Origin of the sequence: Herbiconiux sp. SALV-R1, assembly GCF_013113715.1 — a bacterium.
Taxonomy (GTDB): Bacteria; Actinomycetota; Actinomycetes; order Actinomycetales; family Microbacteriaceae; genus Herbiconiux.
Genome location: NZ_CP053344.1, coordinates 320,437 through 344,631, shown reverse-complemented (window position 1 = coordinate 344,631; position 24,195 = coordinate 320,437). Strand labels below are relative to the sequence as shown.

General features: G+C 70.9%; 20 protein-coding genes and 1 riboswitch. Of the genes, 4 read left to right on the top strand and 16 right to left on the bottom strand.

The window, feature by feature from the left end; all coding sequences use genetic code 11:
- Positions 1–44 precede the first annotated feature (44 nt).
- The 6 genes from HL652_RS01735 to HL652_RS01710 form a co-directional block, all read right to left on the bottom strand.
- On the bottom strand, positions 45–971 hold the full coding sequence (locus HL652_RS01735) for an NUDIX hydrolase (RefSeq protein WP_171703708.1): 927 nt from the start codon (positions 969–971) through the stop codon (positions 45–47).
- A complete protein-coding gene (locus HL652_RS01730; RefSeq protein ID WP_171703707.1) occupies positions 968–3,148 on the bottom strand; it encodes an RNA degradosome polyphosphate kinase in 2,181 nt (726 codons plus the stop codon). The genes HL652_RS01735 and HL652_RS01730 overlap by 4 nt, the downstream gene beginning before the upstream one ends.
- Positions 3,149–3,180: 32 nt before the next feature.
- Entirely contained in the window at positions 3,181–5,394 is a 2,214-nt protein-coding gene (locus tag HL652_RS01725) for a glycosyl hydrolase family 8 (protein ID WP_171703706.1), read from the bottom strand.
- A 2-nt stretch (positions 5,395–5,396) separates the two neighbouring features.
- Positions 5,397–6,434: a DUF4436 family protein gene (locus tag HL652_RS01720; RefSeq protein WP_171703705.1), complete on the bottom strand. Its 1,038-nt coding sequence runs from the start codon at positions 6,432–6,434 to the stop codon at positions 5,397–5,399.
- Positions 6,435–6,465: 31 nt separating this feature from the next.
- Positions 6,466–6,816, bottom strand: a complete 351-nt coding sequence (locus HL652_RS01715; protein ID WP_253743581.1) for a DUF7882 family protein — start codon at positions 6,814–6,816, stop codon at positions 6,466–6,468.
- Positions 6,817–6,958: 142 nt separating this feature from the next.
- Entirely contained in the window at positions 6,959–7,882 is a 924-nt protein-coding gene (locus tag HL652_RS01710) for an aldose 1-epimerase family protein (RefSeq protein ID WP_171703704.1), read from the bottom strand.
- A 72-nt stretch (positions 7,883–7,954) separates the two neighbouring features.
- Between HL652_RS01710 and HL652_RS01705 the strand changes: the two genes are divergently transcribed.
- Genes HL652_RS01705 through HL652_RS01695 form a run of 3 tightly spaced genes read left to right on the top strand, consistent with a single transcriptional unit; the run spans position 7,955 to position 12,281 of the window.
- On the top strand, positions 7,955–8,542 hold the full coding sequence (locus tag HL652_RS01705; protein ID WP_171703703.1) for a TetR/AcrR family transcriptional regulator: 588 nt from the start codon (positions 7,955–7,957) through the stop codon (positions 8,540–8,542).
- Positions 8,539–10,275, top strand: a complete 1,737-nt coding sequence (locus HL652_RS01700; protein WP_171703702.1) for an ABC transporter ATP-binding protein — start codon at positions 8,539–8,541, stop codon at positions 10,273–10,275. Before HL652_RS01705 ends, HL652_RS01700 begins: the two co-directional genes overlap by 4 nt.
- The gene (locus HL652_RS01695; protein WP_171703701.1) at positions 10,272–12,281 is read left to right on the top strand and encodes an ABC transporter ATP-binding protein; all 2,010 of its coding nucleotides are present in this window, start codon (positions 10,272–10,274) and stop codon (positions 12,279–12,281) included. The genes HL652_RS01700 and HL652_RS01695 overlap by 4 nt, the downstream gene beginning before the upstream one ends.
- A 158-nt stretch (positions 12,282–12,439) precedes the next feature.
- Here HL652_RS01695 and HL652_RS01690 read toward each other — a convergent pair whose 3' ends face one another.
- The 3 genes from HL652_RS01690 to HL652_RS01680 form a co-directional block, all read right to left on the bottom strand.
- A complete protein-coding gene (locus HL652_RS01690) occupies positions 12,440–13,321 on the bottom strand; it encodes a bifunctional methylenetetrahydrofolate dehydrogenase/methenyltetrahydrofolate cyclohydrolase (RefSeq protein WP_171703700.1) in 882 nt (293 codons plus the stop codon).
- The gene (gene glyA / locus HL652_RS01685) at positions 13,315–14,598 is read right to left on the bottom strand and encodes a serine hydroxymethyltransferase (RefSeq protein ID WP_171703699.1); all 1,284 of its coding nucleotides are present in this window, start codon (positions 14,596–14,598) and stop codon (positions 13,315–13,317) included. Before glyA ends, HL652_RS01690 begins: the two co-directional genes overlap by 7 nt.
- A gap of 47 nt (positions 14,599–14,645) precedes the next feature.
- A riboswitch (ZMP/ZTP riboswitch) is annotated at positions 14,646–14,727 on the bottom strand.
- Positions 14,728–14,734: 7 nt separating this feature from the next.
- Entirely contained in the window at positions 14,735–16,084 is a 1,350-nt protein-coding gene (locus HL652_RS01680) for an MFS transporter (protein WP_171703698.1), read from the bottom strand.
- A gap of 183 nt (positions 16,085–16,267) precedes the next feature.
- Between HL652_RS01680 and purU the strand changes: the two genes are divergently transcribed.
- Positions 16,268–17,125, top strand: coding sequence for a formyltetrahydrofolate deformylase (gene purU, locus HL652_RS01675; protein ID WP_171703697.1), 858 nt, complete (start codon positions 16,268–16,270; stop codon positions 17,123–17,125).
- A 108-nt stretch (positions 17,126–17,233) separates the two neighbouring features.
- Here the strand turns inward: purU and HL652_RS01670 are convergent, their stop codons facing one another.
- The 7 genes from HL652_RS01670 to HL652_RS01640 all read right to left on the bottom strand — a co-directional run bounded on the left by HL652_RS01670 (position 17,234) and on the right by HL652_RS01640 (position 24,170).
- Positions 17,234–17,701, bottom strand: a complete 468-nt coding sequence (locus tag HL652_RS01670; RefSeq protein ID WP_171703696.1) for a hypothetical protein — start codon at positions 17,699–17,701, stop codon at positions 17,234–17,236.
- A gap of 90 nt (positions 17,702–17,791) precedes the next feature.
- Positions 17,792–18,982, bottom strand: a complete 1,191-nt coding sequence (locus HL652_RS01665) for an IPT/TIG domain-containing protein (RefSeq protein ID WP_171703695.1) — start codon at positions 18,980–18,982, stop codon at positions 17,792–17,794.
- 107 nt (positions 18,983–19,089) lie between these two features.
- Positions 19,090–19,878: a glucosamine-6-phosphate deaminase gene (locus HL652_RS01660; RefSeq protein ID WP_171703694.1), complete on the bottom strand. Its 789-nt coding sequence runs from the start codon at positions 19,876–19,878 to the stop codon at positions 19,090–19,092.
- Positions 19,866–20,861 carry an ROK family protein gene (locus HL652_RS01655; protein WP_171703693.1) on the bottom strand — a complete coding sequence of 332 codons (996 nt, stop codon included), beginning with the start codon at positions 20,859–20,861 and terminating at the stop codon, positions 19,866–19,868. The genes HL652_RS01660 and HL652_RS01655 overlap by 13 nt, the downstream gene beginning before the upstream one ends.
- Complete coding sequence (nagZ, locus tag HL652_RS01650; protein WP_171703692.1) at positions 20,858–22,354, bottom strand: beta-N-acetylhexosaminidase; 1,497 nt, start codon at positions 22,352–22,354, stop codon at positions 20,858–20,860. Before nagZ ends, HL652_RS01655 begins: the two co-directional genes overlap by 4 nt.
- A complete protein-coding gene (locus HL652_RS01645; RefSeq protein WP_171703691.1) occupies positions 22,351–23,199 on the bottom strand; it encodes a carbohydrate ABC transporter permease in 849 nt (282 codons plus the stop codon). The genes nagZ and HL652_RS01645 overlap by 4 nt, the downstream gene beginning before the upstream one ends.
- Positions 23,196–24,170, bottom strand: a complete 975-nt coding sequence (locus HL652_RS01640) for a carbohydrate ABC transporter permease (RefSeq protein WP_171703690.1) — start codon at positions 24,168–24,170, stop codon at positions 23,196–23,198. Before HL652_RS01640 ends, HL652_RS01645 begins: the two co-directional genes overlap by 4 nt.
- Between the last annotated feature and the right edge of the window lie 25 nt (positions 24,171–24,195).

Here is a 24,195-nt window from a genome sequence, read left to right as displayed (position 1 = left end):
AGCCGGAGATCGGATGCGAAGGGACGGTGAGAGCGGATGCGCGCTCAGCCGGGGACGTGCGTCTCGATGGTGATGATGCCGGAGCCCGGTCGGTCGACCGAGAGGTGAAGCACCGAGAAACCGGCGACGGGCAGGTCGCCGGCCCGCGAGATGGTGGCCGCCGGTGCGGTGCCGGTGGCCAGAGCGACCTCGCGCACGATGTCGGGGAGCACGGGGCCGTGGCTGCAGACCACCGAGGTGACGCGCTTGCGCACCCGCTTGCCCACGAACTCGCGCACCTCGGAGACGCCCGACTCCCAGGCGTCCTGGCTCACCGCATCCGTCGGCTTGGCTGTCATGCCGAGGCGCTTCGCCAACGGCTCGACGGTCTGACGGCAGCGCTTGGCGGTGCTGGTGTGGAGGCGCTGCGGGCCGAAGGCGAGCAGCGTCGGCACGATCGACTTCGCCTCGCCGAGGCCGCGCTCGGTGAGCGGCCGGTCGGCGTCGGGCCCCGGGTACTGGTAGGGCGGGGTGGCTTTGGCGTGCCGGAGGGCGATGATGCCGAAGGTGCGGGTGATGCCCTGCTCGACCAGCATGCGGAACCGCTCGACGATCTCGGCGTCGCGCTCGTAGGTGAGCGCGGCGATGGCGCGTTTGACGGGCAACCACTCGAGTGCCGCCACCTCACCGTTCGGGAGGAAGGTGGAGCGGTTCACCGCCTCCTCGGTCACCTCGGCGGCCCAGTAGTGCACCACCTTCTCGCGCCCGTTCGGCATGGTGTAGTTCGTGACCCCGAGCGGGAGGCCGAGGTGCACGGAGAGCCCGGTCTCCTCGGCGATCTCGCGCACGGCGGTCTGCGGCAGGGTCTCGCCGGGGTCGACCTTGCCCTTCGGCAGCGAGACGTCGCGGTGGGCGGTGCGGTGGATGACGAGCACCCGCACCTTGTCGTCGACGATCCGCCAGCAGACGGCTCCGGCAGCGAAGACGGTCACCGCGTGGTGCCCGGTCGCTTGCGGCGGCTGATGGTCTGCATGAGGTGCTCCTGCAGGTCGATCAGCGGGGCGCCCTCGGCGTCGACGTTGTGCCTCGTCCAGGTGCCGTCGGCCTCGAGCGCCCAGGAGGAGACCTCCTCGCTCATGGCGAGGTCGAACATCGCCTCGATCTCCTTGAGGTGGTCGGGGTCGACCAGGCGCACCAGCGCCTCGACACGGCGGTCGAGGTTGCGGTGCATCATGTCGGCGCTGCCGATGTACACCTGCGGGTCGCCGTCGTTCACGAAGGAGAAGATGCGCGAGTGCTCGAGGTAGCGGCCGAGGATGGAGCGCACCTTGATGTTCTCGCTCAGCCCCGGCTGCCCGGGTTTCAGCGCGCAGATGCCGCGCACCCAGATCTCGATCGGCACCCCGGCCTCGCTGGCCCGGTAGAGCCCGTCGATGATCGCTTCGTCGACGATGGAGTTGAGCTTGATGCGGATGCCCGATGGCTTGCCTGCCCGAGCGTTCGACGCTTCGGTCGCGATGCGCTTCAGCAGTCCCTTGCGCAGGTGCAGCGGAGCGACGAGGAGCCGCTTGAACTTCTTCTCGATGGCGTAGCCGGAGAGCTCGTTGAACAACCGGGTGAGGTCTTTGCCCACCTGGTCGTCGGCGGTGAGGAGGCCGAGGTCTTCGTAGATGCGCGAGGTCTTGGGGTTGTAGTTGCCGGTGCCGATGTGGCTGTAGCTCTTCAGCTGCCCTTTCTCCTGCCGGATGACGAGGGCGAGCTTGCAGTGGGTCTTGAGGCCGACGAGGCCGTACACGACGTGCACTCCGGCCTTCTCGAGCTTGCGCGCCCAGGAGATGTTGGCCTGCTCGTCGAAGCGGGCCTTGATCTCCACCAGCGCGAGCACCTGCTTGCCCGCCTCGGCGGCGTCGATGAGCGCCTCGACGATGGGGCTGTCGCCCGAGGTGCGGTAGAGCGTCTGCTTGATGGCGAGCACGTGCGGGTCGGCAGCGGCCTGCTCGAGGAAGGCCTGCACGCTGGTGGCGAACGACTCGTAGGGGTGGTGCAGCAGCACGTCGCCGCGGCTGATCGCCTTGAAGATGTCGGGCTTCGCGTTCGGCTCCGGCGGCAGCAGGGCCGCGGCGGTGGCGGGCACCTGCTTGGGGTACTTGAGGTCGGGCCGCGCGATCTTCGTGAGGTCGAACAGGCCGCCGAGGTCGAGCGGCGCCGGCAGGCGATAGACCTCCTGCTCGGTCACGTCGAGCTCGCGCACGATGAGCTCGAGGGTCACCGGGTCCATGTCGTCGGTGATCTCGAGCCTGATCGGCGGGCCGAAGCGGCGGCGCAGCAGTTCGCGCTCGAGCGCCTGCAGCAGGTTCTCGGTCTCGTCCTCGTCGATCTCGACGTCTTCGTTGCGGGTGACCCTGAAGACGTGGTGCTCGACGATCTCCATGCCGGGGAACAGGTCGCCGAGGTGGTTCGCGATGAGGTCTTCGAGGGCGATGAAGCGCAGGTCGTCGGGCGTCTCGCGCACGTCGACACGGATGAACCGGTCGAGCACCTGGGGCACCTTCAGCCTCGCGAACTCCTCCTTGCCGGTCTTCGAGTTGCGCACCCGCACCGAGAGGTTGAGCGACAGGCCGGAAATGTAGGGGAACGGATGCGCGGGGTCGACGGCGAGCGGCATCAGCACCGGGAAGATCTGGCTCGAGAAGATGTCGTGGAGGTTCTCGCGGTCGGCCTCGTCGAGCTCGTCCCAGGTGACGATGTGCACACCGGCCTCGTCGAGCGCAGGCTTCACGAGGTCGGTCCACGCGGCGGCGTGCCTGGCCTGCAGCTCGTGCGCCTTCTCGGAGATGTCGTCGAGCACGTCCATCGGCCGGCGGCCGACGTTGGTGGGCACGGCGAGGTCGGTGAGGATGCGGCGCTTCAGCCCCGCGACCCGCACCATGAAGAACTCGTCGAGGTTGGAGGAGAAGATGGCGAGGAAGTTCGCCCGTTCGAGCACGGGCAGCGTGGGGTCTTCGGCGAGTTCGAGCACGCGCGTGTTGAAGGCGAGCCAGCTCAGCTCGCGGTCGAGGTAGCGTCCCTCGGGCAGCGCCGGCCCCTCGGTGCTCTCGGTGAGTTCGTCGTAGTCGTCGTCGAAGTCGGTGGCGACTCCGGTCGCGAGCGAGATCATGTCGGCGTCCATACCGACATCATGGCACCCGTTCGTGAACGCGGTCAGCGGAGGAGGTCGTTCAGCGCCGACTCGACCGCGGGCGAGACCGTGTTGACGCCGCCCAGCACGACGATGCGGGCGGGCGACAGCCGCGAGATCTCGGCGGCGGTCGCCGCGGGCACGGCGTCTCTCGTGACGAGCAGCACGGGAGCGTGGTTCGCGATGGCCGTGGCCGACGCCGAGAGCGCGTCGGGGAACACCTCACCCGAGGCCACGTACACGGTGCGGGTGCGGCCCGGGGCGAACACCTCGGCCGAGATCGCGGCAGCGGCCGCGTAGCGGTCGGCGCCACCGACGCGCGTGGTCGGGGCGATGCGGGCGAGGGCGTTCTGCGTGGCGGTCGACACGGTGTTCTGGCCGCCCAGCACGCGGAGGGCGGCGGGGTCGAGGCGGCCGAGCTCGTCGGCGATCGCGGAGGGCACCTCGGCCTTGCGGGTGAGCAGCACGGGGGCGCCGAGCCCTCCTGCCGCGGCCGAGCCTGCGAGGGCATCGGGGAAGACCTCGCCGGAGGGCACGTAGGCGGCACGCGCACCCGGCGCGAAGGTCGTCGCCGAGACGGCCGCCGACACCGCGTAACGGTCGGCGCCCCCGATGCGGGTGGTCGGCGCGATGGCCTTCAGGGCGGCCTCGACCTCGGTGCCGATGGTGTTCGGGCCGCCGAGGAAGACGATCTTCCGGGGGGCGAGCCTACGGAGTTCGGCGGCCACCGCATCCGGGATCTGGGTCTTGCGCACGAGCAGCACCGGCGATCCCTCGGCGCCGGCCGCCGCCGAGGCCGAGAGCGCGTCGGGGAACACCTCGCCCGAGGCCACGTAGACGGTGGAGGCCCCGGGGGCGAAGGTGGTGGCCGAGACCGCGGCGGAGACGGCGTAGCGGTCGCTGCCGCCGATGCGGGTGACGGCCGGGGCCGGCGAGGTCGTGGGCAGCCAGCTGTTGCCCGACGCGAGGAGCATCACCTGCAGGCGCAGCGAGTCGGAGTAGTAGCCACCCGCGGGGGCCGCGCGCACGCTGTTCCAGGCGGCGCTCACCCAGGCCTGCTTCGCGCGGTCGGGCAGGCCTGCCGCCCCGAGGGGCGCTGTGAAAGCGATGTCGGAGTAGTCGGCGAGCGCCTTGCCACCCAGCTCGTAGCCCGCGCGCACCGCGGCGGGGTCGCCGTCGGTGGCGGCGATCACCCAGTCGGCGATGCGGTCGGCCGAGGCCCAGGAGGGTGCGTCGCCCACGAGCTGGGCTGCGGCGGCGAGGCGCCAGGGCACGCGGGTGGCGTTCCAGCCGTAGCTGCCGTCGTCGGGCGACTCGAGATAGTTCCCGGGCGCGGGCTGAGGATCGGTGTCGGTGTCGACGACGAAGTCGGGCAGCAGGCCCGTGTCGGGCGCGTGCTCGGCCTGCGTCGTGGCGATCAGCTCGCCCGCAGCCCGCGCCGCCTGACCCCAGAACGGGTCGCCGGTGGCGTTCTCGAAGGCGACGAAGTGGTCGGGCATGAGGTCGGAGCTGCGCACACCGAAGCGGTAGGCGCCGTCGCCCACCCAGTCGCCGAGCTTCGGCAGCCGCGTGTCGGGGTCGAACTCCGTCGCCTTGATGCGGGCGAGCAGGGCGCGGGCCGCGCCGGCGTAGTCGATGCCGCCGGCGGAGCCCCACTGGGTGTCGGCGAGCAGCAGGCCGAAGGCGATGTCGAGGTCGCCGTCGGTGGCCGAGCTGTCGTTGCCGGCGGGGCTCGAGCAGTCGGCGCTCTGGTTCCAGGCCATCGGCTTCGGGCCGGTGCCGGGGGCCTGGCTCGAGCTGGGGTGGTCGAGCACGTAGCGGTAGAGGCCGTCGAAGATCGCGCGCGCGTCGGGGTCGTGACCCGCCATCGACGCGGTGATGACCATGCCGTAGCCCTGTCCCTCGGAGACCACGACCCGCCCCGAGCCGGGCGGCATGGAGCTTGCGGCGTCGACGTAGTAGCGGCCGGTGCCGCACCCGGCGACGAGGTAGTCGGCTTTCCACGCGTCGTAGGCCGCCGCGGTGGCGCGGTCGGCTGCCGCCGCACCCCCGGGCGCCGTGGCGGAGCCGGCCGGGGAGGCGACCGGATGCGAACCGAAGGGTCTCGTGGCAGCTGCGGCGAGCGCATCCGTCTCGGTCGGTTCGGCGATCGATGCCGCGGCCGGGGCGGCGACGAACAGCACTCCGAGCAGCGCCGCCGCGATGGTCGCGGCTCCCGCCCGGAGCAGTCGTCTCATGGTCAGACCTCGTCGCCTCGGCGCCGCTCGTCGGCGCTCAGATTCGAGGATAGCTCATCATCACTGCGCTGCCTTCGCGCGCGACCGGCCCTGGACTCCTTCGGGGTGGCCCTCGTGCCCCAGCGGCTCCACGCTGCGACGTACACGGCGAGACCCGCGACGAGCGCGACGATCACCCAGAGCACGATGAGGAAGTCGATCCACGACCCGATGGGCGGCGAGCCCGGCAGGAAGCCGCGGAGCGGGATGGTGGCGAAGAGCATGGCGCCCATCCAGCTCATGAGCGTCGCCTCGACCTTGCGGCGACCGGTGAATGCACTGATGGCGACGAAGAGCACCAGCACGGGCATGACCACGAGCACGCTGAGCAGCAGCACGCCGAAGGCGAGGGTGCTGCCCGAGCGCGACGCCTCGATCATGAGTAGCGGGGCCTTTTCCTGACTGCCGTCGGGCATCTCCAAGATGACGGGGTCGTCGGGGACGACCTCCGACACCGCGAAGTTCCACCCCGAGAGGTAGCCCTTCCACATCACGTTGGTCTGCTGAACCTCGGCGTTGCCGCCGGCGTCGACCGTGTAGGCCACGACCAGGAGCCCCGTGGAGTACCGGTCGAAGGGCCAGTTCTCGACCGAGCCGCCTGCCACCACCGACGTGGTCTTCGTGATGCGCGGGATGCTGCCCTTATCGAGCGCGACCGTCTGCGCTCCGTCGACGGGGGTGACCAGCACGAGAAGCTGTTTCTTCATGGCGACGCCGTTGGCCTCGATGAGGGAGTCGGGCGCCTCGACGCTGATGTCGAGCGAGAGACGCTCGACGGCGCCGTTCACGGCGAGGGGCGAGACGGTGACGTCGACGTCGGAATCCGACGCGGTCGGGTCTCCGATCATGGTGCTGCGCGCGCCCGAGGAGGCGTAGAGCGCGACCACGAGCAGGTACACCACGATGCCCAGCGCGGCGAGCGAGATGAGCAGCCACAGTCTGCGGCGCGGACGGGGCGCGCGGTCGACTCCTTCGGTCCCCCCGGGCTCGAGCGCGCTCACGATCCGAGCATAGCGGCGCGGTCGCGCCCGCTCAGCGAGAGACGATCGGCGACTCGGCGTACCCCGCCCGGCTGTCGCCGTCGCCCGGCACGGGCTCGGCCATGATGCGCAGGTCGCCCCGATGGGCCGCGGCCACCATGAGGTCGATCCAGGCCCGGTTGATCGCGGGCGGCCGGCTGCCGTAGAACCTGAAGCGCAGCGGGATCGCCGGGTGCACCCAGAGGGTCTCGCGACCGCTGCCCTGGCTGGCGTCGACGCTCCACGACAGCGAGAACGCCTCGTGGTTGCGCATCTTCGAGAGGATCACGATGCGGAGGTGTGCGAGGAGCCGGTCGTCCATCTCGATCTCGGCAGCAGCCGGACCGTAGATCAATAGGCCCAAACCCCACACTCCACACTCTCGTCGGGCCTGATGAACCCTCGAATTGGAGCCTAATCGCCGCAGTTTTCCTGCCCAAAATCACACAGCTGGGGCTTGACAATCCACCCCCCGATCCGGATTCGTGAAGTCGGGGTTCACCTCGTCAGGCGGCGCGGCGGATGCCCCAGGCCAGTCGCCAGGTCTCTCCCGGGGCGAGCCAGCGCAGCCCCTCACCCGAGTTGAGCGCGTTCGCCGGCGCCGTCATCGGCTCGATCGCGACAGCGCGTCGAGGCCCCTCCGGCGCGGCGAACGCGACCGGCGTGAACACCTGCACGAACGCGAAGGAGGTGTCGGCCCACAGCTCGACCCGCCGCCCGTCGGGCGCCTCGAGGCTCTGCACGCTGCGGCCGTCGGTCACCCGCACTCCCCCGTAGCCGTGGTCGATCGTGAGGTCGCCGATGCGGCGACCCTGGGTGAGGTCGAAGTCGGTGCCCGCGACGGGTTCCTCCCCCACCGGGATCTGCGCCTCGTCGGTGACGAAGCGGGTGCTCGCGTCGAGCGTGAGCACCAGCTCGTCGACGGGCACCTCGCCGACCCTGAGATACGGATGCGCGCCCACGGCGACCGGCGCGGCCACCGCCGACCTGTTGGTCACCGTGTGCGTGACGGCCAGGCCGTCGGGGGTGAGCGCGTGCTCGACCGTCGTCTCGAGCAGGAACGGGTACCCGTGCTGCGGGAACACGGTGGCGGTCTGCAGCACCCGCGAGGCCTCGCGCTCCACCAGCCGGTACCCGGTGAAGCGGAGGAGGCCGTGGATGGCGTTGCCGGTCTTCACCTCCGTGACGTCGAGCTGCTGCGGGGCCCCGTCGAGCATCCACCGGCCCCCGGCCACGCGGTTGGGCCACGGTACGAGCACGATGCCGGCGGCGCCCGGCGGGGTCGAGGTCTCGGGGAAGGTCTCGACGAGCGCCGTGCCGTTCACCTCGAGGGAGCGGAGGCCGGCCGCCACCTCGGTGACGATCGCGTCGACGACGGCGCCGTCGTGCTCGAGGTGGAGCGCGTACTGGGTTCCGGTGGGGGCGTGCACGGGTCGAGTCTAGTGATCGGGTCGCCGGCGAACGGGCTAGCGAGTGAGTGCTCACTCAGTTAGCATCGACGCATGCCGACCACCGCATCCGCCGCCCGTTCGGGGCGCGCGCCCGCACTCGCCGTCGACGAGCGGCGCGCGATGATCCTCGACGCGGTCATCCCTCTTCTTCTGGCGCAGGGGGCCGACGTCACGTCGCGGCAGATCGCGGAGGCCGCCGGGGTGGCCGAGGGCACCGTGTTCCGGGCGTTTGGCGACAAGGAGTCGCTCATCGAGGCCGCGGTGCAGAAGCACTTCGACCCCGAGAACGTGCGCACCGGGCTGCGCGGCATCGACCCCGACGATCCCTTCGAGTCGAAGCTCGCGCAGGTCATCGCGGTGCTGCGGGCGCGACTCACCGGCGTGATGCAGATGATGGCGGCGCTCGGCCGGCACGTGCCGCCCCCACCTCCTCAGCAGCAGCAGTTCGGCGAGATCATGGCGCAGATCTTCGCAGCGGAGGCCGAGCGGTTGGCGCTCCCGCCGGCGCGGCTCGCCCAGCTGCTGCGGGTGATGGCGTTCGGCTCCGCCATCCCCCAGGCCGGCTCCCCCGAACCCGCGTTCAGCGAGGCCGAGCTCGCGCGCATCCTCGCCCCCGGCCTGATGGGAGAACCCGCATGACCCTGCTCCGGCTGCTCGGCAGCTTCCTCAAGCCGCACCGCGGGCGGCTCGCGCTCGTCGTGGTGTTCCAGCTCATCCAGTCGGTCGCCGCCCTCTACCTGCCCACCCTCAACGCGCAGATCATCGACGAGGGCGTCGCGAAGGGCGACACGGCGTACATCCTCTCCACCGGGGTCGTGATGCTCGGCATCACGATCGTGCAGGTCGCCGCCGCGATCACCGCCGTGTGGTTCGGCGCCCAGGTCGCGATGGCGCTCGGGCGCGACCTGCGCCGGGCGGTGTTCCATCGGGTGAGCGGGTTCAGCGAGCGCGAGGTGTCGCGGTTCGGCGCCCCCTCCCTCATCACGCGCACCACCAACGACGTGCAGCAGGTGCAGATGCTCGTGCTGATGACCTGCACCCTGCTCGTCTCCGCCCCCATCCTCGCCGTGGGCGGGGTGGTGCTCGCCCTGCAGCAAGACCTCGAGCTGTCGTGGATCATCGCCGTGAGCGTGCCGGTGCTGCTGGTGGCGCTCGGCGCGGTGATCGTGCGCATGGTGCCGCAGTTCCGGCGCATGCAAGGGCGCATCGACACGGTCAACCGGGTGCTCCGCGAGCAGCTCACCGGCATCAGGGTGGTGCGGGCGTTCGTGCAGGAGGGCACCGAGACCGAGCGCTTCGCTGAGGCGAACCGGCAGGTCACCGACTCCGCGTTGCGCGCCGGGCGCCTGATGGCGCTCATGTTCCCCACGGTGATGCTCATCCTCAACGTCTCGAGCGTCGCCGTCATCTGGTTCGGCGCGTTCCGCATCGACGACGGATCGATGCAGGTGGGAACGCTCATCGCCTTCCTCAGCTATCTCGTGCAGATCCTCATGGCGGTGATGATGGCGACCTTCATGGCGATGATGATCCCGCGCGCCTCGGTGTGCGCCGACCGCATCTCGGAGGTGCTGCAGACCGAGACCTCGGTGGCCCCGCCCGCGCATCCGGTCACGACCCTGCCCGAGCAGGGCACGGTCGAGTTGCGCGGCGCCGCCTTCGCCTACCCCGGGGCCGACCAGCCGGTGCTGCGCGGTCTCGACCTGCGGGTCGAGCGCGGCACCACCCTCGCCATCATCGGCTCGACCGGTGCGGGCAAGACGACCCTGGTGAACCTGCTCCCCCGGCTCACCGACGTCACCTCGGGGGCCGTGCTGGTCGACGGCGTCGACGTGCGCGAGCTCGACCCCGACCTGCTCTGGAGCCGCATCGGGCTGGTGCCGCAGAAGCCCTATCTGTTCTCGGGCACCGTCGCCTCGAACCTCCGCTACGGCAGACCCGACGCCACCGACGACGAGCTCTGGCACGCCCTCGAGGTGGCACAGGCCGCCGACTTCGTGCGGGCCATGGAGGGCGGGCTCGAGGCCCCCGTCGCCCAGGGCGGCACCACGGTGTCGGGCGGTCAGCGACAGCGGCTGGCCATCGCCAGAGCCCTGGTGAAGAGACCCGAGATCTACGTGTTCGACGACTCCTTCTCGGCGCTCGACCTCAGCACCGACGCTCGCCTGCGGGCGGCGCTCCGAGCGGATGTCGTGGGCGCCACCCAGATCATCGTCGCCCAGCGCGTGTCGACGATCGTCGACGCCGACCAGATCGTCGTGCTCGAAGACGGCGAGATCGTGGGGCACGGCACGCACGACGAGCTGCTCGCCGGTTCGGAGACTTACGCCGAGATCGTCGCCTCGCAGCTCACGGCGGAGGAGGCGGCATGAGCGGCGGCAGCACGGGCGCGGGCGGCACGGGCGCGGGCAACGCGGGCGCCCCGGCCACCGCGAACCCCAACCGCGCCGGCGCCATGCGCCGCGCCCAGGGCGGCGGCCCGTTCGGCGGCGCCGGCATGCCCACCGAGAAGTCGATGACCTTCGGCCCCTCCGCGAAGCGGCTCCTCGCCCGCCTGGCGCCCCACCGCATCCCGGTCGTCGCCGTCATCGTGCTCGGCATCGTGAGCGTGGTGTTCACCGTGCTCGGCCCGTACCTCCTCGGCCAGGCCACGAACCTCATCTTCTCCGGAGCCATCTCGAAGTCGCTGCCCGCCGGGTCGACCAAGGAGCAGGTGATCGAAGGACTCCGCTCCTCCGGGCAGGAGGCGCAGGCCGAGCTGCTGAGCGGCATCGCCCTCGTGCCGGGTCAGGGCATCGACTTCGACGCCCTCGCCATGGTGCTGGGCACCGTGCTCGTGCTCTATGTGCTCGCATCCGTCTTCTCCTGGCTGCAGGGCAGGCTGCTCAACACCATCACCCAGCGCACGGTGTTCTCGCTGCGCGAAGACGTCGAGGGCACGATCAACCGGCTGCCGCTGTCGTACTTCGACACCATGCCGCGCGGCGAGCTGCTCAGCCGGGTCACCAACGACATGGACAACGTCGCGCAGAGTCTGCAGCAGACGCTCTCGCAGATGCTCACCTCCATCCTCACCGTCGTCGGGGTGCTCGTGATGATGTTCATCACGTCGCCGCTGCTCGCCGTGATCTCGCTCATCACCATCCCGCTCACCGTGGGCATCACCGCGGTGATCGCCAAGCGCTCGCAGAAGCTGTTCGTCGCCCAGTGGGCCCGCACGGGCGCGCTCAACGCGCAGGTGGAGGAGAACTTCACCGGGCACGCCCTGGTGAAGGTGTTCGGGCGGCAGCGCGAGGTCGAGGCGCGCTTCCTCGACGAGAACGAGCAGCTCTACAGGGCGAGCTTCGGCGCCCAGTTCGTCTCGGGCATCATCATGCCCGCCATGATGTTCGTGGGAAACCTCGTCTACGTCATCATCGCCGTGGTCGGCGGGCTGCAGGTGGCCATCGGCGCTCTGTCGATCGGTGCCGTGCAGGCGTTCATCCAGTACTCGCGCCAGTTCACGCAGCCGCTCACCCAGCTCGGCTCGATGGTGAACCTGCTGCAGTCGGGCGTGGCCTCGGCCGAGCGCGTGTTCGAGCTGCTCGACGCCCCCGAGCAGACACCGGATGCGTCTCCCGCAGCTCGGCCCTCCGAGTCGCGTGGCCGCCTGGTGTTCGACGACGTCTCGTTCCGCTACCTGCCCGAGAAGCCGCTCATCGAGCAGCTCTCGCTCGTCGCGGAGCCCGGGCAGACCATCGCGATCGTGGGCCCGACGGGCGCCGGCAAGACGACGCTGGTGAACCTCATCATGCGCTTCTACGAGCTCGACTCCGGCAGCATCACCCTCGACGGCGTCGACATCGCCTCGATGACGAGGCACGAGCTGCGCTCCCGCACCGGCATGGTGCTGCAGGACACCTGGTTGTTCGGGGGCACCATCCGCGACAACATCGCCTACGGCAGGCCCGACGCCACGGAGGAGGAGATCGTGGCGGCGGCTCAGGCGACCTTCGTCGACCGCTTCGTGCACTCGCTGCCCGAGGGCTACGACACCGTGCTCGACGACGAAGCCTCGAACGTGAGCGCGGGCGAGAAGCAGCTCATCACGATCGCGCGGGCGTTCCTGGCCAAGCCGAGCGTGCTCATCCTCGACGAGGCGACCTCCTCGGTCGACACCCGCACCGAGCGGCTCGTGCAGGGCGCGATGTCGGCACTGCGGGCCGACCGCACGAGCTTCGTCATCGCGCACCGGCTGTCGACCATCCGCGACGCCGACCTCATCCTCGTCATGGAGGCGGGGCGCATCGTCGAGCAGGGCACCCACGACGAACTCGTGGCCGCCGAGGGCGCCTACGCCCGCCTCTACCGCGCCCAGTTCGCCGCCGCCCTGGAGTGACCCGCGGGCCCGCCCACCCCTCGGCGGCTTCGGGCCCCACCCCACCGAACGAGCGCAAAACGCCCCCTCGAACCCTCACCCACCCCACCGAAAGAGCGCAAAACGCCCCCTCCCGAGCCGGGAAGGGGCGTTTCGCGCTCTTTCGAGAAGCCTGGGCCTCAGGATGCGCGGCGCTCGGCCTCGTCGATCACGTTCTTGAGGAGCATGGCGCGGGTCATGGGGCCGACGCCACCGGGAACGGGCGACAGGAAGCCGGCCACCTCGGCCACCGCGGGGTCGACGTCGCCGACGAGGCGGGCCTTGCCGGTCGACTCGTCGACCACGCGCGTGATTCCCACGTCGAGCACGGCGGCACCGGGCTTCACCCACTCCGCCTTGATGAGGCCGGGCACGCCGACGGCGGCGACCACCACATCCGCTCGCCGCACCTCCGCCTCGAGGTCGAGGGTGCGCGAGTGGGTGAGGGTGACGGTGGCGTCGACGCCCTTGCGGGTGAGCAGCAGCCCCAGCGGGCGGCCGACGGTGAGCCCGCGGCCGACCACCACGACGTGCTTGCCGGGGAGCGACACCCCGTAGCGCGTGAGCATCTCGACGATGCCGGCGGGAGTGCACGGCAGCGGTGAGTCGAGCTCGCCCTCGACGCCCAGCACGAGGCGGCCGAGGTTCGTGGGGTGCAGCCCGTCGCTGTCTTTGGCCGGGTCGATGAGCTCGAGCATCGCGTTCTCGTCGATGCCCGCGGGCAGCGGCAGCTGCACGATGTAGCCCGTGACCGCGGGGTTGGCGTTGAGCGAGGCGATGGCGTCGCGCACGTCCTGCTCGGTGGCGTCGCCCGGGAGGTCGACTCGCACCGACTCGATGCCCACCTCGGCGCAGTCGCGGTGCTTGCCCGCGACGTAGGAGATCGACCCGGGGTCGGAGCCGACGAGCAGGGTGCCGAGCCCCGGCACCACGCCGCGCTCGCGCAGCGCGGCGACCTGCTCGGCGATCTCCGACTTCAGTGCGGCTGCGGTGGCGACGCCGTCGAGGCGCACCGCTACCACTGCTCGAGTCCGGGGTAGAGCGGGAAGCCGTCGGCGAGCGACACGACGCGGGCGCGCAGCGCCTCGACGTCGGGGTTCGGCTGCAGCGCGGTGGCGATGATGTCGGCCACCTCGGTGAACTCGACGTCGCCGAAGCCGCGGGTGGCGAGGGCGGGGGTGCCGATGCGGAGACCGGAGGTGACCATCGGGGGGCGCGGGTCGAACGGCACGGAGTTGCGGTTCACCGTGATGCCCACCTCGTGCAGGATGTCTTCGGCCTGCTTGCCGTCGAGCTCCGAGGTGCGGAGGTCGGCCAGCACGAGGTGCACATCGGTGCCGCCCGTGAGCACGTCGACACCCGCGGCGCGCGAGTCGTCGGCGGTGAGGCGGTCGGCGAGGAGGCGGGCGCCCGAGAGGGTGCGCACCTGACGGTCTTTGAACTCGTCGGTGGCGGCGAGCTTGAACGCCGTGGCCTTCGCCGCGATGACGTGCATGAGCGGGCCGCCCTGGTGGCCGGGGAAGACGTTCGAGTTGAGCTTCTTGGCCAGTTCGGTGTCGCGGCTCAGGATGAAGCCCGAGCGCGGGCCGCCGATGGTCTTGTGCACGGTCGACGACACGACGTCGGCGAAGGGCACGGGCGAGGGGTGGAGGCCGGCCGCCACGAGCCCGGCGAAGTGCGCCATGTCGACCCAGAGCTTCGCGCCCACCTCGTCGGCGATCTCGCGGAAGGCGGCGAAGTCGAGCTGACGGGGGTAGGCCGACCAGCCCGCGATGATGACCTGCGGCTTGTGCTCGAGGGCCTTCTCGCGCACGACGTTCATGTCGACGAGGAAGGTCTCGGGGTCGACTCCGTAGGCGACCGCGTTGTAGAGCTTGCCCGAGAAGTTGAGCTTCATGCCGTGGGTGAGGTGCCCGCCGTGCGAGAGCTCGAGGCCCAGGATGGTGTCGCCGGGCGCGGCGATCGCCGAGAGCACCGCCGCATTGGCGCTCGCACCGGAGTGCGGCTGCACGTTCGCGAACTCGGCGCCGAACAGCGCCTTGGCGCGGGCGATGGCGAGCTCCTCGGCCACGTCGACGAACTCGCAGCCGCCGTAGTAGCGGCGGCCCGGGTAGCCCTCGGCGTACTTGTTGGTGAGCACCGAGCCCTGCGACTCGAGCACGGCGCGCGGCACGAAGTTCTCGCTGGCGATCATCTCGAGCGTGGTGCGCTGGCGGTTGAGCTCCTGCTGCAGCACCTCGGCGATCTCGGGGTCGACCTCGCTGAGCGGCGCGTTGAAGGTGGCGGATGTGTCGGACAAGACGGGCTCCTTTTCGGCGTGACGGACGTGTTCGGTGAAACGGGATTCGTATCGACCCAGGCGCGCGGCCGAATCCCTGTCCGTCGCTTCCCGATGGTGACCATCTGAACGCCAGTTGCGACGCGGCCAGCTTACCTCAGTGCTGCGTCGCGGGGCGAGGGTCGGCCGGGGTCACCGGGGAGGCCACCGGGGAGACGGTGGACCCGGATGCGGTTGCCGGGTTCACCGCACCGCGCCGCGTGATCGCGGGAGCTGCGACGAGCAGCGCGAGACCGAGCGCGAGCCCCACGAGGTAGACCCACGGGAGCGAACCGAGGCCCAGCGCGTCGAGGAAGAAGCCTCCGACCAGGGCCCCGAAGCCGATGCCGGTGTTGAAGGCGGTGGAGTAGAACGCGCTGGCGGAGTCGCGGATCTCGGGCGACGCCGTGCGCATGAGCTGCGTGGCCATGAGCGTCGGGATCATGCCGAAGACGATGCCGTACACGACGAACGCCCCGATGCCGACGACCGGGTTGGCCGAGAACAGCGCGAGCACGGTGACCGAGACCGCCGTGACGATCAGGGAGAGGAACAGGCCGAAGGTCGCGCGCTTGGCGAAGACGCTGCCGGCGATGAACAGACCCACGCCACCTGCGACACCGTAGACGAACAGCAGCGTGCCGATCTGCGCATCCGGAACACCCATCTTCGCCACCATGTAGGGGGCGATGTAGGTGTAGAAGCCGTAGTTGCCGATCATCACGACGGCGGCGAGCACGCAGATGACGGCGACTCCCGGCACGGTGGGGTCGAGCGAGAAGCGGCGGCGCGGGGCCTGCTCGCCCTTCACCCGCTTCGCGGGCCGGTGGTGCGACACCCGCGGCAGCAGGAAGTACAGCAGCACGGCGCCGAGCGCGGTGAGCACGCCCACCGCGAGGAAGGGGAGGCGCCAGCCGTAGGCCTGGCCGACGAAGGTGGCGAGGGGCACGCCGAGCACGAAGGCGAGGGTGCCGCCCGCGGTGGTGATGGCGACGGCGCGGCCGAGCTGCTCCTTCGGCACGAGGTGTGCCGAGTAGGCGCCCACGACACCCCAGAACACACCGTGGGCCATGCCGCTCACGATGCGGGCCACGGCGAGGAACTCGAAGCTCGGCGCGAGGGAACCCGCGACGCTGGCCAGGGAGATGACCACGAGCACGCCGATGAGGAGCGTATGGCGTGGCACCGCGCGGAACAGCAGGCTGAGCGGCACGCTCGTGAGCACGACCGCGAAGGCGAAGAAGCTGATGAGCAGGCCCACCTGCGACTCGGTGACGCCGAGGCCCTGGCTCATCTCGGGGAGGAGGCCGGTGGGGATCATCTCGGCGGTCACCGACAGGAAGACGGAGGTCGCGAGAACGAGGAGGCCGCCCCACGGGAAGCGTGCGGGAGGGGGAACGGAAGGGGTTCGGTGAACCGGGATCGACCCGGTCGACGGCAGAGTAGAGGTCACAGCGACGCGCACCATTCGAAGACTTCTCGAAAACGGCGGACAGAGGATGTTCGAGTACTGATCCTGACGACCTGAAGCGCCGTGACAGGTCTCGACCTCGCGACGGCGACGACTTCGTGCATGCCCGTGGCCGACCGATGACCGCTCGACCACTGACTATTCTAGCGGAGGGAGTCCGCCCGGCAAGAGGAGAATGACATGGTTTCGCCGCACAACCACTGGGTGCTGACGTTCGTGTGCGCCGACCTCCCCGGCATCGTGCACGCGGTCAGCGGCGCCGTGGTGGAGTCGGGCGGCAACATCACCGAGAGCCAGCAGTTCTCCTCGGCCGACACGGGCCGCTTCTTCATGCGCCTGCAGGTCGAGTCGCCGTCGGGCCGCGAGGTGTTCGAGGCCGCCCTCGCCCCCGTGGTCGAGCGCTACGACATGACCTGGCGGCTCGACACCGTCGGCCGACCGCTCCGCACCCTGGTGCTCGTCTCGACAGCCGCGCACTGCCTCAACGATCTGCTGTTCCGGCAGCGCGCCGGTCAGCTGCCGGTCGAGATCCCCCTCGTGCTGTCGAACCACGGCTCGCTGCGCGACCTAGCCGGCTTCTACGACGTGCCCTTCGAGGCGCTCCCGGTGACGGATGCGGCGTCCAAGGCCGCCTTCGAGGCCCGAGTCATCGAGGCGGTCGAGACGCACGACATCGAACTGGTCGTGCTGGCGCGGTACATGCAGATCATCTCGCCCGAGCTCTGCGCCCGGCTCGAGGGCCGCATGATCAACATCCACCACTCCTTCCTCCCGGGCTTCAAGGGCGCGAACCCCTACAAGCAGGCGCACGCCCGCGGGGTGAAGCTCATCGGTGCCACCGCCCACTTCGTCACGAGCGACCTCGACGAGGGGCCCATCATCGAGCAGAACGTCGTGCGCGTCGACCACACGCGTACCCCGGCCGAGCTCGTCGCCATCGGGCAGGACGAGGAGAGCCGCACGCTCACCACCGCGGTGAAGTGGTTCGCCGAAGACCGGGTGCTGCTCGACGGGGCGCGCACCATCATCTTCCGGTAGGGCGCGGGCGCCTTCCCGTAGGCCGCGGGCACCGGCGGCACCCGCGGGCCGTGCGAACGGTATGAGAATCGTGCTGCCGAGCCCCCTGCAGGCTCGGCGGCGTGATTCTCATACCAAACGGACGCGGCGCGGCGGGCGGCCGGCGTGCAGCCGCAGCGAGGAGTGCAGATAGGCGGCCCCGATCGCCGCGGCGACACCGCTGGCGAAGAGCGCGGCCTGGCTGCCGCCGGTGAGGGCCGCGCCCACTGCCGCCGCCCCGCCGGCGGCCACGAGAATCCCGCCGATGACGAAACCCGCGGTCGGCTTGCCGGTGAACCGCCACCACGCCCGCGGCGGCGCGACCGCTTCGTGCTCGTCGCGGAAGAGCCGAGCGCCCACGACCACCCAGGCCGCCACCACGACGGCGAGCAGCACCGTGCGACGGTCGGGCGCCCCGGGCACCGCCGCCGCGTTCGCCAGCACGACACCGCACAGCGTGCCGAGCAGCAAGTAGAGGCCTTTCGCGGGGGTGCTCCGGATGCGCGGCCGCAACCACGCACTCCCGGCATCACCCTGCGGGGTCGTGAATGCGGTCATCCCTCACTCATACACCCGTCGCTCCCGATGCGCGCCCTCGCCGCGGGCGCGCCGCGCTCCCCACGCTGCCCGCACTCGGGCGCGGCGCGCTCAGGCGCGGCGGCGGCGAAGGGTGACGACGAGAGCGACGATCCCGCCCGCGACGACGGCGGCGATCGCGCCGCCCGCGAGGGGTGCCGCCGCCGAGCCGGTGTCGGCGAGCGTGCCGCCCGGTTTCGGGACCGACGGCGTGGGCGTGGCGGGGGCCGGCGGCGCGGGTGACGGCGTCGGGGTCGCGGTGGGCGACGGCGCGAGATATGCGTACGCGATCTGGGCGCTGCCGCCCGCGTTCGCCACGGTCACCGTCACGGTCCCCACCGCTCCGGCGGGTGCCGTCGCGGTGAGCTGCGTGCCCGATGCCGAGACGACGACGCCGGTGGCGGGGTCGTCGCCGAACACGACGGTGGTGTCGGCGGTGAAGCCGGTGCCGTCGATGACGACGTCGCCACCCGTGGCGGGCACACCGGCCGCCGGTGAGATGCCGGTGATGGTCGGTGCCGCGATCTGCGACCGGGTCTGGCAGGAGGCGCCGGCCAGCAGCAGCCTCGCGACGACGCGGTCGGTGAAGACCTCGTCGTCGAGCGTGCCGTCGATGCTGACGATGGTGTCGAGCGCGACCCCGACGGCTCCGTCGGTCCCGACGGAGCGCACCTGACCGACCTGCACGGTGACCTCGAGAGAGCTGAGGTCGGCTGCGGTACCGTCGGGGGCCTCGTAGTCGGCGGGCAGCGGTGCCGTCTGCGCGGCGGAGGGCGACTCCCGGGCCAGCTCGACCGGCACGCCGAGGATGCTGAGCCCCGTCGCGCCCACCGACACCTCGGCCGGCCCGTCGCTCGGGCACATCACCGCGCTCGCCGCGTCGTCGAGGGTGACGAGGTTGAGGCCGAACAGGTTCGCCGAGGTGGCGTCGACGTTCATCGCCGACTCGGCGACGCCGTCGGGCGACTCGACAGCTCCTTCGATACCCGCCATGGTGATGTCGGCGAAGCCCGCGTCGACGAGGGTCTGGTCGAACAACGCCACCGCGTCGCGCCCTCCGGCCGGGGCGGCGATCGCACCGAGGCTCGTATCGGTGTCGAGGTGGAACGGGCCCACGTCGAGGGTGAACGAGGCAGTCGCTCCCACTGCAGAGACGTCGCCCGGCTGGGCGTTCGCCGGCGCAGCGACGACGAGGCAGCCCGCGGCCACAAGACCCAGCGCGATGGTCGTGGCCGCAGCGCGGCGCATGGTCGGTGACGTCATCGTTCCCCCAGAGTCGACGCCGTCGCACCCCGCGAGCGCGGCGTGACCCGGAACCGGCGTCATCGTCAGGCTAGTGCATGGCCGTCAGAGGATGCGCCGCCCGACCCTCAGAGGATGACCGGGTCCCACAGGGGCTTGTTCGCGAACGCGTGCCGGTAGTAGTCGAGCTCGGCGAGCCCGCCCGCCGCCTCCTCGTCGACCACGACGGTCGCCCGCGGGTGGAGCTGGATCGCCGAGGCGGGCACGCTCGCGGTGAGCGGCCCCTCGACGGCGGCCGCGACCGCCTGCGCCTTTCCCGCCCCGAAGGCCAGCAGCACGAGCCGGCGTGCGCGCAGGATGGTGCCGAGCCCCTGCGTGATGCTGTGCACCGGAACCTCCTCGGGCGAGTCGAAGAATCGCGCGTTGTCGGCCCTGGTCTGCCGGGTGAGCGTCTTCACCCGGGTGAGCGAGGCGAACGACGACCCCGGCTCGTTGAAGCCGATGTGCCCGTCGGTGCCGATGCCGAGGATCTGCAGGTCGACCCCGCCCGCGGCGAGGAGGGCGGCTTCGTACCGCTCCCCCGCCGTCTCGATGCCGATCGGGCGCCCGTCGGGAACGTGCACGTTCGCCTGCGTCAGCCGCAGCGGCTTCACCACCTCCCGGTCGATCACGGAGTGGTAGCTCTGCGGGTGCGCGAGCGGGATGCCGACGTACTCGTCGAGCGCGAAGCCGCGCAGGCCGGCGAGGTCGAGGCCGTCGCGCACCCGCTCGGCGAGCGCGCGGTACACGGGCAGAGGCGTGTCGCCCGTCGCAAGCCCTAGCACCGCATCGGGCTTGCCCTGCACGAGCCGCTCGACGGCCTCGGCCACCATCGCCCCGGCGGCGTCGCGGCCGGGCACCACGATCACTTCAGCCACGTCGACGCACCCTCCTTCTCGAGCCGGCTCCCGCCGATCCCGGTCACAGTCTCCACCTCGTCGCGCCGCCCGGTCGGAGCACCGACGAGTGCCGCCCCCACCGCAGCGGCGGGGAAGCCGGCCGGCACCAGCTGCACCCGGCTGTCGAGCTCGAGCGAGGCCAGGAACGGCGACTCCACGGCCCAGGATGCCAGAACCCGCTGAACCTCTCCCAGGAGCGGTTCGCCGAGCGCACTCAGCCCGCCGCCGATCATCACGACCTCCACGTCGACGGTCAGCACGAGCACCCGCACGGCTGCCGCCACGTTGTCGATGAGCAGCGAGCGGATGCGCCCGGCCCGCTCGTCACCCGCCTCGGCCGCAGCGAGCAGCGAGAGCACGGGGACGGCATCGTCGCTCGGCCATTGCCGGGCGATAGCCGAGCCCGAGGCGACGGTCTCGAGACACCCGCGCTGGCCGCAGGGGCAGCGCACACCGGCCGGGTCGACGGGGATGTGCCCGATCTCACCGGCCGCCCCGCGCGATCCGCGCCACAGGCGGCCGTCGATCACCAGGCCGGCGGCGAGGCCGGTTCCGAGGTTGAGGTACGCCATGGAGTGCGCGGGTCTGGACGCCTCGGCCGAGACCAGGTGGTAGGCGCCGAGCGCCGCCGCCTTGACGTCGTTCTCGACCTTCACCTCCCGGCCCAGCAGGGCGCTCAGCCTGCCGCCCACCGCGAGCTCGTCGAACCCGAGGTTCACGGCGTGCGCGACCGTGCCCGTGGTCACGTCGACCTGCCCCGGAATGCCGATGCCGATCGACTCGAACTCGCGCGGCGCAATGCCGGCGCGCTCCGCGATCGTCGCGATACCGGTCAGCGCCGTGTCGATCACGGCCTCGGCGCCGAACCCGGTGACCGAGCGCACCCGGTCGACGACGCGACCCGCCGCGTCGACCGCCACGGCATCCGTCTTGGTGCCGCCGATGTCGAGCCCGAGCCTCATGAGAGCACCCCCCAGCCCGCGAGCACGCCGAGCAGCGCCTCGCCGACGAGAGCGGATGCGCCGAAGGTCGCCACCTGCGCGTACCCCGAGGGTTCGCCCGGCCACCCCATGTCGACGGTGACGACGACCTCATGGCGCTCCCGCACCGCGTCGATCAGCTCGACCACCCAGGGCCGTCTCGCGTTGTCGCGGCCGATCACCAGAACGCATGCCTCCTCGGGAATGCGACGGGTCAGCTCGTCGCGAGCCCGCGCATCCGTCGTCTCCGACAGCGACACGACAGGCAGCTCGCGCCATCCGTCGCGCTGCGCCGGGGCGGGCGCGAATGGGTCCCACGGCACGACCCCCACCGCGGCGTTAGCCTCGGCGTCGAGCCGCACGACGACCCACGGGCCGGGGGCGGCGGCAGCAGCATCCGCCACCCCGTCCTCCACCCGGAACGCCGCCGCGACCTCCGCGGCGCCGAGCCCTCCCCCGAACCCGATGGAGTCCCGGGCCGCCGTCGGCGACGGCACACGCACCCGCGCCCCGAGCTCCCGCACCCGCTGCGCCGCGTCCTCCACCCGCGCCTCCGCGAGCTCCCCCGCGGCGAGCGCCTCCTCGACGGCGCGCAGGATCTCCTCGAGCTGCGCCCCCGTGTTCTTCGTGCCGATGCAGAGCAGATCGCACCCCGCGCCGAGCGCCCGCACCGCCGCCGCGGGGATGCCGATCGTTCCGCTCGCCCCCGCCATGTCGAGCGCGTCGCTCACGACGACCCCCTCGAATCCGAGCTCGCCGCGCAGCACGCCCTGCAGCAGCGTCGCCGAGAACGTCGCCGGCCCCGAGGGATCGAGCTGCGGCAGCAGGATGTGACTCGTCATCACCGTGAGCGCACCCGCCTCGACGGCGGCGGCGAACGGCATGAGCTCCCGCGCGCGCAGCTCGGCCGGCGACACGTCGACGGTCGGCAGCGCGAGGTGCGAGTCCTGCGCGGTGTCGCCGTGCCCCGGGAAGTGCTTGATGCTCGCCGCGACACCCTGCGACTGCAGCCCCCGCACCCACGCGGCGGAGTGCCGCGCCACCAGCTCGGGAGCGTCGCCGAAGCTCCGCACCCCGATCACCGGGTTCAGCGGGTTCGAGTTGATGTCGACGTCGGGCGCGAAGTCGAGGTTGACCCCCACCGCGGCGAGCGCCGCCCCCACGGCCTCGGCCACGGCAGCCGTCGCGGCCTCGTCGTCGAGCCGCCCGAGCACGGCGTTGCCCGGGTAGGGCGCCCCGCGGTCGTAGAACAGGCGCGTGACGTCGCCGCCTTCCTCGTCGATGGCGATGAGCGCATCCGGATTCGCCTCCCGGATGGCGTCGGTGAGCTCGCGCAGCTGCCGGGGCGAGACCACGTTCTCGCCGAACAGGCACACCCCCGCGAGCCCCTCCCGCAGCAGCGCGGCCACCCACTCGGGCAGCACGGGCCCGTCGAACCCGGGCAGCAACGTGCCCAGGATGCTCGCGCGGCTCATCCTTTCACCGCCCCGCTCACGAGGCCCGAGGTCATGCGGCCCTGCACCACGAGGAAGAACACGATGACGGGGATGGCCATGAGCGTCGAACCCGCCATGATGGCGGCCCAGTTCGTGGTGCCGGTCACCTGCTGGAAGGTGCGCAGCCACACCGGCAGCGTCATCATCTCGGGCCGCGAGTTCACCACGAGCGCGAGGAGGAACTCGTTCCAGGCCTGGATGAACCCGAACACACCCGTGGCCACGAGGCCCGGCGCGAGGAGCGGGAAGGTGATGCGCCAGAAGGCGCCGGTGCGCGAGCATCCGTCGATCATCGCCGACTCCTCGAGCTCGACGGGCACACCGTTGACGAAGCCGCGAAGCGTCCAGATGGTGAAGGGCAGCACGGTCGCGACGTACACGAGAGTGAGGCCGGCGATGGTGTTGAGCAGGTTCCAGCCGTCGAGCACGCGGTAGGTGGAGACGATCATGGCCTCGGCCGGGATCATCTGGATGATGAGGATGGCGAAGATGAACGACTTGCGGCTCTTGAACCGGTAGCGCGTGACCGCGAGCGAGGCGAGGAACGCGAACACCAGCGCGATGACGACTGTCGAGACGGTGACGAGAAGCGAGTTGCCGAGGGCGGGGAGGAACGGTGCCCGCCCCGGGTCGAAGATGACGGTCTCGTAGTTCGCCGTGGTGAGGTGCTGGGGGACGAAGTTCGGCACGCTGCCGCGGATCTCGTTGTTCGGCTGCAGGGAGGTGTTGACCATCCAGTAGACCGGGAACACCGAGAACAGGAACACCACGATCGACGCGGCGCCGAGCAGGATGCCGGTGAGCTTGCTGCGCGTGCGGGTCATTGCTCCTCCTCCTTGAGGCTGCGGCGCACGTAAAACACCGAGATGGCGACCATGAGGATGACCATGATCACGGCGATCGCGCCGCCCGTGCCGTAGTCGCCGCCGCCGATCGAGGTCTGGTAGATGTACACGCCGAGGGTGGAGGTCTGCTCCTTGATGCCGCCGATGCCCTGGAGCGCGAAGATCTGGGTGAACACCCGGAGGTCCCAGATGACCTGCAGGATGATGACCACCACGAAGATCGAGCGCAGATAGGGGAAGACGATCAGCCTGAACCGCTGCCAGGCGCCCGCCCCGTCGAGCTGCGAGGCCTCGAGCACCTCGCCCGGCACCTGCGTGAGTCCGGCGTAGATGGTGAAGGCGACGAAGGGCACGGCGCCCCAGGTCACGATGATGGTCGCCACCACGAAGAAGGAGAACGGGTCGATGAGCCAGGAGTGGTTCGTGAAGTCCTGCCCGCTCACCGCCTCGAGCAGGTAGTTCACCACGCCGTACTGGGTGTCGAACATCCAGCCCCAGACGATCGTGGCGGTGAGCGCGGGCATCGCCCAGGCGAGCAGCAGCCCCACCGACACCAGCAGCTTGAAGAAGCGGTTCACCCGGTTCATGAGCAGGGCGATGAGGGTGCCGAGCGTCATCGCGGTCACCACGTTGACGAGGCAGAACAGGATGCTCCTGCCGAGCACCGCCCAGAACTGCGGGTCGGAGAGCACCCGCTGGTAGTTCTCCAGCCCGACGAAGGGGGCGGGCCGGCCGAACACCTGGGCGCGGCCGAACTCCTGGAACGACATGATGAACAGCTGCACCAGCGGCCAGCCGATGATGGCGATGAGGATGAGGCAGGCCGGCACGAGGAGCACCAGCGGTGTGAAGCCACCGCGCTTGCGGCCCTTCCGGGGCTCGGGCCCCGTGGGGAGCTCTTGCAGCCCCCCGGATTCGTGCTCCCGCACGAGCAGCACCGACGAAGTCATGGTCTGGGTACTCCCACTACGATTG

Excerpts from the sequence above, each read along its gene's own strand:
- HL652_RS01730 (WP_171703707.1), bottom strand. The coding sequence starts at position 3,148 with ATGGACGCCGACATGATCTCGCTCGCGACCGGAGTCGCCACCGACTTC.
- HL652_RS01725 (WP_171703706.1), bottom strand. The coding sequence starts at position 5,394 with ATGAGACGACTGCTCCGGGCGGGAGCCGCGACCATCGCGGCGGCGCTG.
- HL652_RS01705 (WP_171703703.1), top strand. The coding sequence starts at position 7,955 with ATGCCGACCACCGCATCCGCCGCCCGTTCGGGGCGCGCGCCCGCACTC.
- HL652_RS01700 (WP_171703702.1), top strand. The coding sequence starts at position 8,539 with ATGACCCTGCTCCGGCTGCTCGGCAGCTTCCTCAAGCCGCACCGCGGG.
- HL652_RS01695 (WP_171703701.1), top strand. The coding sequence starts at position 10,272 with ATGAGCGGCGGCAGCACGGGCGCGGGCGGCACGGGCGCGGGCAACGCG.
- HL652_RS01680 (WP_171703698.1), bottom strand. The coding sequence starts at position 16,084 with ATGGTGCGCGTCGCTGTGACCTCTACTCTGCCGTCGACCGGGTCGATC.
- purU (WP_171703697.1), top strand. The coding sequence starts at position 16,268 with ATGGTTTCGCCGCACAACCACTGGGTGCTGACGTTCGTGTGCGCCGAC.
- HL652_RS01670 (WP_171703696.1), bottom strand. The coding sequence starts at position 17,701 with ATGACCGCATTCACGACCCCGCAGGGTGATGCCGGGAGTGCGTGGTTG.
- HL652_RS01665 (WP_171703695.1), bottom strand. The coding sequence starts at position 18,982 with ATGACGTCACCGACCATGCGCCGCGCTGCGGCCACGACCATCGCGCTG.
- HL652_RS01655 (WP_171703693.1), bottom strand. The coding sequence starts at position 20,861 with ATGAGGCTCGGGCTCGACATCGGCGGCACCAAGACGGATGCCGTGGCG.
- nagZ (WP_171703692.1), bottom strand. The coding sequence starts at position 22,354 with ATGAGCCGCGCGAGCATCCTGGGCACGTTGCTGCCCGGGTTCGACGGG.
- HL652_RS01645 (WP_171703691.1), bottom strand. The coding sequence starts at position 23,199 with ATGACCCGCACGCGCAGCAAGCTCACCGGCATCCTGCTCGGCGCCGCG.
- HL652_RS01640 (WP_171703690.1), bottom strand. The coding sequence starts at position 24,170 with ATGACTTCGTCGGTGCTGCTCGTGCGGGAGCACGAATCCGGGGGGCTG.